The 14,709-nt window shown below is 62.4% G+C and carries 15 protein-coding genes; 7 read left to right on the forward strand and 8 right to left on the reverse strand.

The window, feature by feature from the left end; translation table 11 throughout:
• Positions 1-267, reverse strand: coding sequence for a FeoA family protein (locus tag F8197_RS26905; protein WP_056138224.1), 267 nt, complete (start codon positions 265-267; stop codon positions 1-3).
• A gap of 283 nt (positions 268-550) precedes the next feature.
• On the opposite strand from F8197_RS26905, the gene F8197_RS26910 reads away from it, so the two are divergent.
• Together F8197_RS26910 and F8197_RS29305 are read left to right on the forward strand one after the other, a co-directional pair.
• Complete coding sequence (locus F8197_RS26910; RefSeq protein WP_026637602.1) at positions 551-772, forward strand: bacterioferritin-associated ferredoxin; 222 nt, start codon at positions 551-553, stop codon at positions 770-772.
• A 2-nt stretch (positions 773-774) separates the two neighbouring features.
• Positions 775-1,500 carry an energy transducer TonB gene (locus F8197_RS29305; RefSeq protein ID WP_227012438.1) on the forward strand — a complete coding sequence of 242 codons (726 nt, stop codon included), beginning with the start codon at positions 775-777 and terminating at the stop codon, positions 1,498-1,500.
• A gap of 7 nt (positions 1,501-1,507) precedes the next feature.
• Here F8197_RS29305 and F8197_RS26920 read toward each other — a convergent pair whose 3' ends face one another.
• The gene (locus F8197_RS26920) at positions 1,508-2,038 is read right to left on the reverse strand and encodes a pyridoxamine 5'-phosphate oxidase family protein (protein ID WP_056138228.1); all 531 of its coding nucleotides are present in this window, start codon (positions 2,036-2,038) and stop codon (positions 1,508-1,510) included.
• A gap of 255 nt (positions 2,039-2,293) precedes the next feature.
• On the opposite strand from F8197_RS26920, the gene bfr reads away from it, so the two are divergent.
• On the forward strand, positions 2,294-2,767 hold the full coding sequence (gene bfr / locus F8197_RS26925) for a bacterioferritin (RefSeq protein WP_152885003.1): 474 nt from the start codon (positions 2,294-2,296) through the stop codon (positions 2,765-2,767).
• 31 nt (positions 2,768-2,798) lie between these two features.
• Here bfr and F8197_RS26930 read toward each other — a convergent pair whose 3' ends face one another.
• The 6 genes from F8197_RS26930 to F8197_RS26955 form a co-directional block, all read right to left on the reverse strand.
• Positions 2,799-4,121 carry an MFS transporter gene (locus tag F8197_RS26930; protein ID WP_056138232.1) on the reverse strand — a complete coding sequence of 441 codons (1,323 nt, stop codon included), beginning with the start codon at positions 4,119-4,121 and terminating at the stop codon, positions 2,799-2,801.
• Positions 4,118-5,089: a PfkB family carbohydrate kinase gene (locus tag F8197_RS26935; protein WP_152885005.1), complete on the reverse strand. Its 972-nt coding sequence runs from the start codon at positions 5,087-5,089 to the stop codon at positions 4,118-4,120. The genes F8197_RS26930 and F8197_RS26935 overlap by 4 nt, the downstream gene beginning before the upstream one ends.
• A gap of 57 nt (positions 5,090-5,146) precedes the next feature.
• Positions 5,147-7,009 carry an alpha-amylase family glycosyl hydrolase gene (locus tag F8197_RS26940; protein WP_056138236.1) on the reverse strand — a complete coding sequence of 621 codons (1,863 nt, stop codon included), beginning with the start codon at positions 7,007-7,009 and terminating at the stop codon, positions 5,147-5,149.
• Positions 7,010-7,029: 20 nt separating this feature from the next.
• Positions 7,030-9,348 carry a TonB-dependent siderophore receptor gene (locus F8197_RS26945; protein WP_152885007.1) on the reverse strand — a complete coding sequence of 773 codons (2,319 nt, stop codon included), beginning with the start codon at positions 9,346-9,348 and terminating at the stop codon, positions 7,030-7,032.
• A 219-nt stretch (positions 9,349-9,567) separates the two neighbouring features.
• Complete coding sequence (locus F8197_RS26950) at positions 9,568-10,629, reverse strand: LacI family DNA-binding transcriptional regulator (RefSeq protein ID WP_152885009.1); 1,062 nt, start codon at positions 10,627-10,629, stop codon at positions 9,568-9,570.
• Positions 10,630-10,632: 3 nt separating this feature from the next.
• Positions 10,633-11,241, reverse strand: a complete 609-nt coding sequence (locus F8197_RS26955) for a glutathione S-transferase family protein (protein ID WP_152885011.1) — start codon at positions 11,239-11,241, stop codon at positions 10,633-10,635.
• 130 nt (positions 11,242-11,371) lie between these two features.
• Between F8197_RS26955 and purB the strand changes: the two genes are divergently transcribed.
• The 4 genes from purB to F8197_RS26975 all read left to right on the forward strand — a co-directional run bounded on the left by purB (position 11,372) and on the right by F8197_RS26975 (position 14,626).
• Positions 11,372-12,748, forward strand: coding sequence for an adenylosuccinate lyase (gene purB, locus F8197_RS26960; RefSeq protein WP_056138242.1), 1,377 nt, complete (start codon positions 11,372-11,374; stop codon positions 12,746-12,748).
• A 150-nt stretch (positions 12,749-12,898) separates the two neighbouring features.
• Positions 12,899-13,426 carry a cytochrome b gene (locus tag F8197_RS26965; RefSeq protein ID WP_056138243.1) on the forward strand — a complete coding sequence of 176 codons (528 nt, stop codon included), beginning with the start codon at positions 12,899-12,901 and terminating at the stop codon, positions 13,424-13,426.
• A 30-nt stretch (positions 13,427-13,456) separates the two neighbouring features.
• A complete protein-coding gene (locus tag F8197_RS26970; RefSeq protein WP_056138244.1) occupies positions 13,457-14,020 on the forward strand; it encodes a YceI family protein in 564 nt (187 codons plus the stop codon).
• A gap of 33 nt (positions 14,021-14,053) precedes the next feature.
• Positions 14,054-14,626: a YceI family protein gene (locus tag F8197_RS26975; RefSeq protein ID WP_056138246.1), complete on the forward strand. Its 573-nt coding sequence runs from the start codon at positions 14,054-14,056 to the stop codon at positions 14,624-14,626.
• The last annotated feature ends 83 nt before the right edge of the window (positions 14,627-14,709 follow it).

The raw sequence follows: 14,709 nt of genomic DNA on the forward strand, positions 1-14,709 counted from the left end.
TTATTCCGGTTGGATCGAAATCAGCGCTGCTTCAAAGCGGCGCAAGGCAAAGGTGGAGTTGCCCACCTTGATGGCCAGCGGTTCGCCGCCGGGCATGCCGCGCTTGAGCAGGCGGACTTTTTCGCCGGGCACGAAACCGAGTTCCATCAGGCGGCGCGACAGCGACACGCCGTCTTCGGCGACATCGCCGGGGGCGACCTGGGTGACGATGGCCGAGGCGCCGACAGCGAGCGCATCGAGAGTGAGAAAGGGAACAGCTTGCGTCATATGCTAAATCCAGGCTGGTGAGTCGGCACTTGTCGGCTGCGCGCAACAAACTTTTAGTGCGGCAAAGAACAGGATACTAGCATTATATTCGTTAATGCGAATGACTACTATTTAGGCTTGCATCCGCAACGGAACTGAGGCAGTATACGGCTAATGATAATGATTCGCATTAAGTTGGTAGCAATCTTAATTAATAGCAAGCTTAGTTGATTGCAATCTTATTAAAGACCAACTTTTTGCAGTCTCCAACCCGCAGTAGCGAGCCTAGCCAGAAGGTGCATCAATGATTGTATGTGTCTGCAACAACATATCTGATCGTGAAATCCGTCAAGCCATGGAGTTTGGCATCACGTCGATGGAAGAACTGCGCCGCGATCTCGGCGTTGCCACCTGCTGCGGCCAATGTTTCAGCTGCGCTGAAGACATTTTGAACGAGCATCTGGCCACCGCCCAGGCTGCCGCCATCGAAGAAACTGTGCTCAAGCGCCCAGTGTTTACCAACTAATCATGAATACAATGCTCTATGAACGGACCGCGAGCGCGATGTCCGTGGATGGCTCCGGCCTGATGTGGCGCGCCCGGCGGTTATGGCGCGTACGCGGACGCAAGGCAGCCCCACTGGCGGCAATTGTCGCAGTACATGGAGTGCTGTTCTGGATGATGAGCACCGGCATGCTCAACAAGGTGGCGCAAGCCGTCATGCCCAAGGTCGTTACGGTCAGCTTCGTGGCGTCGCCCGAGCCGCCCAAGCCCCCACCGGAACCGAAGATCGTGCCGATGGTCGTGCAAGTGCCGAAGTTTATTCCGCCGATGCCGGTCCTGCCCACGCCGCAAACGCAGCCGACCATCACGGTCGCGCCGCCTTCGCCGCGTAACGCCGAGCCGACCCCGCCCGCTACACCGGTGGCTGTCACCACGCCCACGCCGACACCGCCCGCGCCTGCACCAGCTGCACCCAAGACCATCCACGGCGCCGACTATATCCGGGCGCCGCAACCGGTGTACCCCAATATCGCCCGCCGCATGGGCGAAAGCGGCACCGTGCTGCTGCGCGTGCTGATCAACGTCAAGGGCGAGGCCGAGCAAGTGCTGATTCAGAAATCGTCAGGCTCGACCAACCTCGACGAAGCCGGCCGCCAGGCCGTGCTGCGCGCGCTGTACAAGCCGTATATCGAGGATGGCAAGGCCATCCCCGTGTATGCGCTGGTGCCGATCAATTTCCAATTGGGTTAAGACAGCCTCAAACGTCCAGGCGGCCTTCGATGGAATCATCGAGGGTCTTGCCGGTAATAGCCCCCACCAGCATCTTCACTCCTGCCACAGCACGTCCGTGCTTGGTGTCCCAGTAGTAGCCGTAGGTTGGCGCGAACTTGATCAGCGTGATGCGCGGGTCGTCCTCGCCTTCGGTGAACCACGTCTTCAGCGTAAAGTTCCACAATTCCTTTTGCTTGACCGGATCGCGCAGCACGGTGGCGATGCCCTCCAAGTGCAGGAACTCGTGCGACGCTCCCTGAAAATACAGCGTGGCCGACGGATCGGCGGCCAGTTCGCGGTTTTTCAGGCTGTCGCTGGCACTGAAGAACCAGAGGTTGCCCAGGTCATCGACCTGCATCGTATGCATTGGACGGGTGTCGCCGGGGCCGCCGGCATCGCTGGTGCAGAAGAAGCATTCGGGGGTGCTGTCGACCAGGTCGCGGATCTTCTTGATGGCGTCCTGGCCCATCAGGTCTTCGTGGTTGTGTTCCGGCTGGTTGGCGTTGATCGAATCCATGGGGCGCTCCTGTTGGGTGAAAAGTTCGAACACCCATACTAGCCTCGAGCGCGTGCGCACTAGGTTGGCTGCTTCACACACAGCTAAACCCGCGCAAACGACGTCAGATGCGCATGCTAATTGTTCTCATTATTCTCACTGGTCTCGTTACGCGCAATTAAATACGTATTTACTGCATTTAAGCGAAATTAACTTCACATCGCGGCGAAGTTCGTGGCAGAATGCGGTCATTGTAACCATTTGAGAAAGCCGCATATGAAGGGCGACGCCGACGTTATCCGCTTGCTGAACGCACAGCTGACCAATGAACTGACTGCCATCAACCAGTACTTCCTGCACGCACGCATGTACCGCCACTGGGGCCTGGAAAAAATTGCGAAGAAGGAATACGAAGAGTCGATTGGTGAAATGAAGCACGCCGACAAACTGATCGACCGCATCCTGATGCTCGACGGCCTGCCGAACCTGCAGGCCATGCACAAGATCATGATCGGCGAGAACACCGAAGAAATGATAGCCTGCGACCTGAAGCTGGAAAAAGCTGCCCACATCACGGTCAAGGAAGGCATCGCCACTGCCGAGAAAGTCGGCGACTATGTCTCGCGCGACCTGCTGTTGATGATCCTGGAAGACACCGAAGAGCACATCGAGTGGCTGGAAACCCAGCAAGACCTGATCGCCAAGGTCGGCACCCAGAACTACCTGCAAAGCCAGATGCACAGCGAATAAAAAAACTGCCCGACGTAGCGGGCAGGTTTCATCAAGCCGCAGCCGGAAGCGATTCCGCCTGCGGCTTTTTAATTTTCACGAACAGCACCGCGACCGCGCCGCACAGCATCAGCACGCCGGCCAGGCGTATCACGTTTTCCGGGTTGCCACCCAACAGGCTGCGGTAGTACAGCGGCAGCGTGAAGATCTGGATGATCATCGGCAGCACGATGAACATGTTGAAGATGCCCATATAGACGCCGGTCCGCTCGGGTGGGATGCAGCCTGCCAGCATCACGTACGGATTGCCCATGATGCTGGCCCACGCCAGGCCGATGCCGATCATCGGCACGAACAGCAGCGCCTCTGAATGAATCGACGGGATGCTCATCATGGCAAAGCCGGCCAGGGTCAGGCATACGCTGTGAGTAATCTTCGGGCCATAACGGCGCGTAAAGGGCACCAGCGCCAGCGCACCGACAAACGCGATGAAGTTATAGAACGCCCCCACCTGCCCGGCCAGCAAACCGGCATCGCGGAAGCCCTGCGAGGCCTGGTCGGTGGTGCCATACAAGGTGGTGGACAGCGACAGCATGATGTACTGCCAATAGCAGAACATCGCATACCACTGGAACAGTTTTACCCAGGCCAGCTGGCGCATGGTCTCCGGCATTTCACGGATGGCGGTGACAATATCGCCCAGCGTGTGGCGCCAGCCCACCGGGCGCGAACGGATCTCGGCCAGCTCCACCGGCGAAAGCGGATGCTCGGGCGTGGTTTTGAGGGTCCACAGCACCGACGTGATCGAGAATACGGCGCCGATCATGAAGGCGGCAATCACGATGTGCGGAATATGGCTGCCGTTGACGGCGTCCTTGTTCATGCCCATCCACACCAAGAGCGACGGTGTCAGGTAAGCGAGCGTTTGCCCCAGCCCCGTAAACGCGCTTTGGGTGAGGAAGCCCAGCGAGTGCTGCTTGGGCGCGAGCTTGTCGGAAACGAAGGCGCGGTACGGCTCCATGGTGACGTTGTTGGCGGCGTCCAGGATCCACAGCAGGCTGGCGGCCATCCACAAGGTGGGACTGAACGGCATGGCCAAGAGGCCCAGGCTGCACAGGATGGCGCCGATCAGGAAGTACGGCGTGCGCCGGCCCCAGCGCGTGACGGTGCGGTCGCTCATGGCGCCGATCAGCGGTTGCACCAGCAGGCCGGTCATCGGGCCGGCCAGCCACAGGTAAGGCAGGCTCGCCTCGTCCGCGCCCAGGTACTTGTAGATCGGGCTCATGCTGCTCTGCTGCAGGCCAAAGCTGAACTGGATCCCGAAGAACCCGATGTTCATGTTGACGATCTGCCAGAACGACAGGTGCGGCTTCATGCGGCCACTCCCAGGTCCGCTGCCGGTGGCAGCACCTGCCCCGCGTGCCAGGCAGCCAGCCACGGCGCGTAGAAACCGATATCGGTTGGCACCGCGCCGGCCACGCCGCAAATGGCGCCGGCAAACGCGTTGGCGCGCGCCAGGGTCAATGGCAGCGGCCAGCCTTGTGCCTGGCCATACAGGAACACGGCGGAAAACGCATCGCCCGCCCCCACGGTATCGACGATGTGGGCTGGCGCGTGGCACTCCTGGTTGATGGTGACGGCGCCGTCGGCCTCGAACACCATCGCGCCGCGCTCACCGAGCGTGACGATCAGGGTTTGCAGGTTAAAGGTGCGCATCAGCGCCTGGCAGGCGTCGGCCATCTCGCGGCTATCGACCGATTTGGTGCCGGGCTGCGTGTGGGTGTACCACTTGAACAGGTCCTTCAGTTCTTCCTCGTTGACCTTGACGATATCGGCCAGGTGCAGCGACTCGAACGCGCAGCGTTCGGTGACCTGGCCGTCGCGCACGTTCAGGTCCAGGTAGCGTTGCGCCTTCGAGGCCTCGAGCATGGCGCGCACGGTGGCGCGCGAGGTTTCGTGGCGCTGGGCCATGGTGCCGAAGTACAGCACCGACGGCTTTGAGGCTGCCAGCGCGGCCAGTGCCGGTGCTGCAGCGACGTAGTCGTAGGCCTGGTCGGGCAGGATGATGAAGCGATGGCCGGCGTCATTGCGCTCGACCACCACGCGGCCGGTCGCTTCCAGGGCGTCGATTTGCAGGCCAGCCTCGGTCATGCCGAAACGCTCGAACTCGCGCCGCACCAGCGCGCCGTTTTTATCTTCACCGATGCGGGTGACCATCAGGGTCGCCACGCCGAAAGCGGCCAGGTTGCGCGCCACGTTGAACGGTGCGCCGCCCACCACCTGTTCGGTGATGAAGTCGTCCACCAGCGATTCGCCGAATACGGCGATGGTTTGTTGGTTCATGCTTGTCTCCGCGCCCTTGCGGACGAGTGTATCCCAGCCCTGGGGGCCGGTTTGGAATTATTCGCGCACCAGCCAGTGCAGCGCGTACGGCGCCAGCGTCAACGTTCCGGTCAGGAGACCAGGCGTAACAACGTCGCGCCACGCGCCATCGAGCGGGTACTGCTGCGGCGTTGCCGAGAAGTTGAACAGCGTGAGGAAGCGTTCGCCGCGCGCCAGCGCCAGCACGCCGGCCGGCGCATCGGCCAGCAAGGTGCGCGGGGCGCCGGCAGCCAGGGCGTCGTGGCCACGGCGGGCGCGCAGCAACTGCGCCAGCCCTTCGTACATCGCGCCTGCGGTGGTGCCGGCGTCGTGGCGGTGTTCCCAGCGCTGCTGGTCGAACACGGGGCGGTGCAGCCAGCGGCTGTCCATCGCGTGCTCGGGGCGGGCCAGGTAGCTCTCGTCGTTCAGCATCGCCAGCTCGTCGCCCATGTACAGCACCGGCAGCGCGCCAAAGCTCAGCGCCAGGCCGTGCAGCAGCAACATGCGGCGCAGCGCCAGCGCGCGTTCTTCTTCGGTGACGGCCGTCTGCAAACCGGTCAGCGACGCGGCCATGCCGTTGCTGCCGTGCGCCGCGTTGGGATCGGTGCTCTGGAAAATCGCGCCGCGCGCATAGCTGCCCGGCATGGCGCCGGCAAAGAAGCGCGAGGCGGCTGCCAGCCGTGCTGCGCTGTTCTCGCCCGCTTCGGCGCGCAGCACGTTCCAGCCGATGTCGTCGTGGCAGCGCACATAACTGAGCCAGGTCGCCGCGCGCGGCAGGTCCGGCGTGTTGTTCACCACGGCGCGCAGTACTTCGGTATCCTGCTCGGCCAGCGCCACCCAGCCGGCCGCCATCAGGCTGCTGTGGTAGGCGATATGGCATTCGGGCGCGTCGGCACTGCCCAGGTAGGCGGGCAGTTCGCGCGTGGGCACGATCGCCTCGGCTTTCAGCAGCACACCCGGCGCGACGATATCGACGATGGCGCGCAGCGCTTGCAGCAGCTGGTGCGCCTCGGGCTGGTTCATGCTGTTGGTGCCTTCGCGCTTCCACAGGAAGGCGGTGGAGTCGAGGCGGAACGCTTCGATGCCGCGGTTGGCCAGGCGCAGCATCACGGCCGCCATCTCGGCAAATACGTCCGGGTTCGACCAGTTCAGGTCCCACTGGTACGGGTAGAACGTGGTCCAGACCCAGCCGCCGGCCGCTTCCACGTACGTGAAATTACCGGGCGCCACCTGCGGGAACACCTGGCCCAGCGTGCGCTCGTGGCGATCCGGCAGGTCGCGGTCCGGGAACACGTGGAACCGGGCGCGGGCATCCGCATCGCCGGCCTTGGCGGCCAGCGCCCACGCGTGGTCGTCGGCCACGTGGTTGAGGATCAGGTCCGAGCACAGGCTCACGCCGGCGCCGCGCAGCTGTTCCGTGAGCGCTTCGAGGTCGGCATTGCTCCCGAGTGCCGGATCGACTTCGTCGAAACTGGTGACGGCAAAGCCGCCATCGTTTTCACCAGAGCGCGGGCGCAGGAACGGCAGCAGGTGCAGATACGTCACGCCCAGCTCTTCCAGGTACGGAATGCGCCGCGCCACGCCATTCAGGTCGCCACCGAACTTTTGCACATAGGTGCAGTAGCCGAGCATGCGCTGGTCGAGGAACCAGCCTGGATCGGCCGCGCGCTGTGCGTCCTGCGCGTGCAGTGCCGGCGCGCGCTCGGCGTGCAGCCGGCCCAGCGACTCCAGCAGGTTGCCGAACCAGGCATCGAAACCGGCGTGGCCGCAGCGGTCGCCGTACAGGCCGGCCAGCAACCGGTGCAGCACCGGGCCACTGGTGGCCAGGCGCTGCGCCGCCGGCGCGCGCAGTTCGTCGGGAAGGACCGCCAGCAGGCGGTCGGCAAAAACATCAGGGGCCATGGTCGGTGTGCTTGGGCTAATTAAAAGGCGTAGGAAACGGTCGCCTTGACGGCGCGGCCGGTGACCGAGCGTGCGGCATGGCCGTCGCCTTCGATCTCGGTGTAGCCGATCTTGTTGAACAGGTTGTTGGCGCTGAGGGCAATGGTCGCCTTTTCGGTCACGCGGTAGTTCACGAACGCGTTCACGATCGCATACGACGGCATGATGATGGTGTGCGCATCGTCGCCCCACGATTTGCCGGTACCGACCACGCTGGCGCCCACGGTAGCATCGCCGAAGGTGTAGCTTGGCGCCACCTGGTAAATCCACTTGGCCTGGCGGCGCGGGGTGTTGCCGATGTTGGCCACGTCCGCCGCTGCCGTGCCGACGATCTTGGCATGGGTGTAGGTGGCGCCGCCGGTGATGCGGAAGTCGCCGATGCTGTACGCGCCTTCCAGTTCCACGCCCTTGGCGTCGTAGCGATTCGAGGTGCTGCGCTGGGTGGTCGCTTCGTAGTTGCTCTCGTCGGTCTTGGCCTGGAACAGGGTCACGAACGTGCTCACGCCGCCGCTGCGCCACTTCACGCCGCCTTCGTACTGCTTGACGGTGTTGATGTTGATCGGCGCGCTGCCGTCGAGCGGGGTGCCGAACAGGATGCGGTCGGCATTGAAGGCCACGCCATCGCTCACGCGGGCGAACGCCGCCAGGTTGCTGGTGATGCGGTAGTTACCACCAACCGAGTACGAAGTATGGTCCACCTTGTAGTTGACCATCTGTTCGGTGGCCGGGTTGTACAGCAGGCCGTTGACGGCATTGGCCGAGGTGCTGGCCGAGGCCAGGTTGGCGGTGCCGGTGGCTTTCTGGTTATCGCGGCGCACGCTGGCGTCCAGGTTCAGCGCACCTACTTCGTAACCGACGTTCAGGTACGGCGACGTGGTCTTGTATTCCATGTCCACGGCGCGCGAGCAGCAGCCGCCGAAGGCCGGGCCGACCAGGCCCGGGGTGGCGCTGGCCGTGCGTAACAGGGCCGGCTTGTCGCCGGTGGCCTGCATCAGGTATTCATTGAAGTTCCAGGTCAGCGCCAGCTTCTGGTTCGACAGGTACAGGCCCGCCGTGGTGGTCAGCTTGGCGCCGCCGCCGAGGGCAAAGGTCTTCGACAGCTTGGTGTCGTTGAGGGTGTTACCGGCGTCGTCGATCGACGTGTTGAACACCACGGCCGAAAACGCGCGGCCGTTGTAGGCCTGGCCGCGGTTCGGACCGGTGGCGATGGTGTAGTTGCCGACCGTGCCGTTGTTGCCGGCGAAGATGCCGGTGAAGCGGCCGCTGTTGTCGGCGGTGCGGAAGTTGTTCGACAGGGTCCAGCCGTCGCCGAGCTTGAACGAGCCTTCGAGGCCGAAGGTGTTGCTCTTGACGTGCAGGCCGTCGTTGACATCGGTGGAGACCGGCGTGTTGTTCTTGCTCAGGACCACGTCGCGGGTCCAGTACGGCGAGTAGAAGCTGACCGTGCGCGGGTCGATGCCCGGGATTTCGCTGATGTGCTGGTTGTTCACGCTCACCGGCACCGGCAGCGCGGTCGGGGTCTTGTCGTCGAGGTGCTTGAACGACAGGCGGATGAAGCCGTTGTCGAGTTCGTGCGTGATATTGCCGCGCACCTGGCCGCCGCTGGCGGTGCTCATGCCGGTGTCGCGCACGCCTTCGCCGGTGCGGTAGTTACCGCCGATGAAGAAGCGGGTCTTGTCCGAGATCGGCGCGCCGTAGCTGAAGTCATAGCGGGTTTCGTCGTAGCCGAGGCCGCGGCTGATGGCAATCTTGCCGCCCTGCTCTTCGCCGGTCTTGGTGATGAAGTTGATGATGCCGCCCGGGGCGTTGGTGGCCAGGGTGGAGGCCGAGCCGCCGCGCACCACTTCCAGGTGGTCGAGCGTGCCGTCGATCTTGACGAAGCTGTCGGGCGTGGTGAAGTTGAAGTCGCCGAATTGCAGCACCGGCAGGCCGTCTTCCTGGATTTGCACGTAGCGCGCGCCACCGGCCGAGACCGGCACACCGCGCACGGTGATGTTGGCGTTGCCTTCGCCACCCGACGATTCGGCGCGCACGCCCGGCACCGAGCGCAGCACTTCAGCGGCGCTGAGCGGTGCGGCGTTCTGGATGGCGTCGCCCTCGATGGTACTGATCGACACGCTTGATTTCATCTTCGACGAGCCCAGCGTGGTGCCGGTGACGATCACGCGTTCCATGTTCAGGCCGTCTGGTTGGGCTGCTGGCGCAGCGGCGGTGGTGTCTTGTGCGTGGGCGCCCAGGTGCAACATGGCGATAGCGACAGCGGCGGCGATGCCGCCCAGTTTGGGGGTGCGTTGAATCATGGTGATCTCCGGTGTTGTTGTCGTTTTGCTCTGCTGCATTATTGAGCAGATGTGCCATTATTCACCGGAATGAAAATTAATGCAATCGATTGCATACCGTGCTGCACAAAGCTATCCATGCAGAATGATCACCTGAAATCTCATAGGGAATGAATGGATGTGGATTGCTGCGCTGCGGTATAAATAGTTATGCAATCGGTTGCATAAACCCCACAATCCTCAGACTGTGCGGCTGCTGCTGCGCACGACAAGGGTGGTCGGCAGTTGTTGCGACGGCGCTTCGCGGCCCTCGATCAGTTCCAGCAGCGACGTCACCAGCGCGCGGCCCGCTTCGCGGATCGGCTGGCGGATCGTGGTCAGCGGCGGGTGGAAATAGCTCGACAATTCGATATCGTCGTAGCCGACCACGGCCACCTGTCCCGGCACGTACAGGCCGTGCTCGCGCATGGCGTTAATCGACATCATGGCCAGCAGGTCGGAGCCGGCAAAGATGGCGTCGAACGCCACGCCCCGGCGCAGCAGTTCCTCGACCGCCTGCTGTCCGCCCGACGGCAGGAACGACACCGGCACCAGCAGTTCCGGATCAATGCCGACACCCGCGCGTTGCAGGGCGCGGCAGTAGCCGGTATAGCGCAGCCCGACCTCGGGCAGGTTGATGTCGCCAAAGAAGGCGATGCGGCGCCGGCCCTGTTCCAGCAGATGGTCGACGGCCAGCTCGCCGCCGGTGACGTTGTCGCCGCCCACGGTACAGTACAGCTGCTGCGGCAGTTGCGCGCCCCACACCACGATCGGCACATGGCGCGCGGCCAGCTGGTTCAACTGGTCGTGGTGGCGCCACTGGCCGATCAGCACGATGCCGATCACGCGGCCGGTGTCGAACGGCGCGGCAGCGGCGTCGAGTTCGTCGGCGTCCACGCGCGAGACCAGCATGTCGAAACCGAGTTCGGTCAGCGCATCGGCCAGGCTGCCGAGCATGCCGAGAAAGAACGGGTCGGACAGGTGCTGGCGCGTGTTGTGGTCGTACGGGATCACCACGCCGATGGTGCGGTTCTGCTTCATGCGCAGGTTTTGCGCGCCGATATTGATGGTGTACTTGAGCGAGCGCGCCAGTTCCATGATGCGCACCCGCGTCTCTTCACTAACCAGTTTACTGCCGGCCAGCGCGCGCGACACGGTGGACGTAGACACGCCGGCCAGGCGCGCAATGTCGGCCATTTGCAGGCGCCGCTGCTGGGCGGCGGACGGGTTGCTGTCGTCGGCGGACGGCTTGGAGTCGGCCATCAGTCAGGCGGACGGGAAAGTGTCCTTGAACGACTGGCGCTCGGACAGCTTGTCGAACAGGCGCGCCAGGTTGGCGTGGTCGTCGCGCCAGCCGATGTCGGGGAAACGGAATGCCAGCCAGCCCAGCGTGCAGCCGACCGCGACGTCGGCCAGCGAATAATTCTTGCCCATGCAGTAAGGCAGGTCGCCGAGCTTGTCGGACAGCGCGGCCAGGCCCAGCTTGACCTTGCCCTGCTGGCGCGCCACCCAGTCCTCGCTTTGCAGCTCGATCGGCCGCAGGCGTTCGAGGCGCACGATGACCGCCGCGTCGATGATGCCGTCGGCCAGCGCTTCCCAGCACTTGACGTCGGCGCGGTCGCGGCTGTTGGCTGGCAGCAGCTTGCACACGGGCGTGAGCGTATCAAGGTACTCGACCATCACGCGCGAATCGATCATCACCGAGCCGTCGTCCATGACCAGGCTCGGCACCTTGCCCAGCGGGTTGAGCTTGCTGATGGCGGTATCGGGCGCCCAGACATTTTCCAGTTCGAACTGGTAGTCGAGTTTTTTCTCGGCCAGCACAACGCGCACTTTGCGGACATAAGGACTGCCGAGGGAACCGATGAGTTTCATAGCACGCTAACGTAGATGACCGAAGCACAGGCCGGGGTTGAAGATCGGTGGTGAGTATAACATCGGCAGGCACCTGCTCTGCCAATGGTAAAATCTGCCTTTGCGCATTTTTCACCCTACCCCTGCCATCATGACCACTACTCCTTACTCCACGCTGTCGGCGCTGTCCCCGCTGGACGGCCGCTACGCCGGTAAAACCGATCTGCTGCGTCCCATCCTGTCCGAGTCCGGCTTTATGCACCACCGCGTCAAGGTGGAAATCTCGTGGCTGCAAGCGCTGTCGCTGGCGGGCTTCGACGAGATCAAGCCGTTCTCGGCCGAAGGCTCGGCCCTGCTGGACAAGATCGCCTCGAACTTCACCGAGCAGGACGCCGCTCGCATCAAGGAAATCGAAGCCGTCACCAACCACGACGTCAAGGCCGTGGAGTACTGGCTCAAGGAACAAGTGAAGGATGTGCCGGAACTCGTCGCCGCCTCCGAATTCATCCACTTCGCCTGCACCTCGGAAGACATCAACAACACCTCGCACGGCATGATGCTCAAGGCCGCGCGCGACACCGTGATGCTGCCGTCGCTGCGCAACGTGATTGCCAAGCTGACCGAAATCGCCCACGCCAACGCCGAACTGCCGATGCTCTCGCGCACTCACGGCCAGACCGCCAGCCCGACCACCCTGGGCAAGGAAATGGCCAACGTCGTGGCCCGCCTGCAGCGCGCGATCAAGCGTATCGAGCAAGTGGAAATCCTGGGCAAGATGAATGGCGCCGTGGGCAACTACAACGCCCACCTGTCGGCCTACCCGTCGTTCGACTGGGCAGCGTTCTCGAAAGACGTGATCGAAACCCGCCTGGGCCTGGAATTCAATCCGTACACGATCCAGATCGAGCCGCACGACTACATGGCCGAATTGTTCGACGCCTTTGCCCGCGCCAACACCATCTTGCTGGACCTGAACCGCGACATCTGGAGCTATGTATCGCTCGGCTACTTCAAGCAAAAGCTGAAGGCTGGCGAAATCGGTTCGTCGACCATGCCGCACAAGGTCAACCCGATCGACTTCGAAAACTCCGAAGGCAACTTGGGCCTGGCCAACGCCGTGCTGAAACACCTGTCGGAAAAACTGCCGGTCTCGCGCCTGCAACGCGACCTGACCGACTCGACCGTGCTGCGCAATATCGGCGTGGGCTTCGGCTACACGCTGCTGGCCTACGACAGCTGCCTGCGCGGCCTGAACAAGCTCGAAGTGAACCCGGCCCGCCTGGCAGCCGACCTCGACGCCAACTGGGAAGTGCTGGCCGAGCCGGTGCAAACCGTGATGCGCCGCTACGGCATCGAGAACCCGTACGAGCAGTTGAAGGAACTCACGCGCGGCAAGGGCATCTCGAAAGACGCACTGCGCGACTTCATCACCGGCCTGGCAATTCCGCAGGAAGCCAAGGATGGCCTGCTGGCGATGACGCCGGCCAATTACATCGGTATCGCCGCCACTCTGGCAAAAGCCATCTGATGTTGTAAAGCAAACTCGCTTACACTAGCCCCCGCAACTGAAAAGTTCCGGGGGCTTTTTTATTCTGGTTTAATGCAAAGTTAAGCAAAAGAATTATTTGTTTGCTATAGTCCGATTTAGTCCTAACACGTACTAATTTCTGGAGCGCCTATGCAACGCTATACCAAGACAGCCATGCTCCTGCACTGGCTGATCGCCCTGATGATCATCGCAGCCTTTTTCCTCGGGCTGACCATGGTTGCCATTCCCGGCTTCTCGCCCACCAAGCTCAAATACTTTTCCTGGCATAAATGGATCGGTGTGACGGTACTGGCCCTGGTGGCGATACGCCTGCTGTGGCGCCTGTCGCACAAGCCGCCTGCGGCGCTGGCCAGCATTCCTCCGCTCCAGCACAAGCTGGCCGAAGGCATGCACTACCTGCTGTACTTCCTGATGTTTGCCGCGCCTATTTCCGGCTACCTGTACGGCAGCGCGGCCGGCGTGCCGGTGGTGTACCTGAAGCTGGTGCAACTGCCGATGATCATCGCCCCCGACCCTGAACTCAAGGCGCTGTTGAAGACGGTGCACTACGTCCTGGTCATGACCATGGCGGGCGCAGTTGTCGCCCATGCCCTGGCCGCCCTCAAGCATCACTTTTTTGACCGCGACACCACGCTCAAACGCATGCTGCCGTTCTAATTCCACGACTTTACTTACCCGGAGCCCTACATGAAAACACTGAAGAAAACCCTGAACAAACTCGCCTTCGTCTCCCTGCTGGGCGTGAGCCTGATCGCCGGCGCCGCCGTGCTCAAGGCCGATCCCGCCAAATCCACGGTCAGCGCCACCTTCAAGCAGATGAACGTGCCGATCGAATCGAAATTCAAGAAATTCACCGCCACCATCGACTACGACGCGGCCAAGCCGGACGCGTCGAAAGCAACCGTGGAAGTGGAAACGGCCAGCCTCGACATGGGCGACCCCGACTACAACAAGGAAGTGGCCAAGAAAGAATGGTTCAACGCTGCCCAGTTCCCGAAAGCGACGTTCGTCTCGAGCTCGATCAAGGCCGCCGGCGCCGGTAAATTGACCGTCACCGGCAAGCTGACCGTCAAGGGCAAGACCACCGACGTCACCTTCCCGCTGACCGTGAAAACCGAAGGCGGCAAGCAGGTATTCGACGGCGCCCTGCCGATCAAGCGCCTGGCCTACAATATCGGCGAAGGCGAATGGAAAGACACCAGCATGGTTGCCGATGAAGTGGTCCTGAAGTTCCACGTTGTCGCCGGCTAATCAATCACAACCACCACCAGGGAGATACCTCGCATGAAGCTGAAGTTACTGATCGCCACGCTGTTGACCGCCGCCACCGCTTCGTCGATGGCAGCGAGCACGACCTACAATCTCGACCCGACCCACACGTTCCCGAGCTTCGAGGCCGACCACATGGGCCTGTCCGTCTGGCGCGGCAAGTTCAACAAGAGCAGCGGCACGGTAACGCTCGATCCGGCAGCCAAGACCGGCGCGCTGAACGTCAAGATCGAGGCCGACTCGATCGACTTCGGCCTCGATGCGATGAACAAGCACGCCAAGGACGACACCATGTTCAACGTGGCCAAGTATCCCACCATGACCTACGTCGGCAAAACCTTCAAGTTCGACGGCGACAAGCTGGTGGGCGTGGACGGCGAGCTGACCATGATGGGCGTGACCAAGCCGGTGTCGCTGAAGATCGACAAGTTCAAATGCATCATGCATCCGCGCTACAAGAAGGAAGCGTGCGGCGCCGACGCCACCGCCGAGTTCAAGCGCAGCGACTTCGGCCTCAATATCGGTCTGCCCGCGTTCTCGCCGGAAGTCAAGCTGGCGATCCAGATCGAAGCCATCAAAGCCGACTGATTCCCCGGCATTGCAACAAAGCCCTGCGATCCACCGCCGTGGATGCGCAGGGCTTTTTTTTGTTGATATACTCCACCCGCTGT

Source organism: Duganella sp. FT27W (assembly GCF_009295655.1).
Lineage (GTDB): Bacteria > Pseudomonadota > Gammaproteobacteria > Burkholderiales > Burkholderiaceae_D > Rugamonas > Rugamonas zoogloeoides.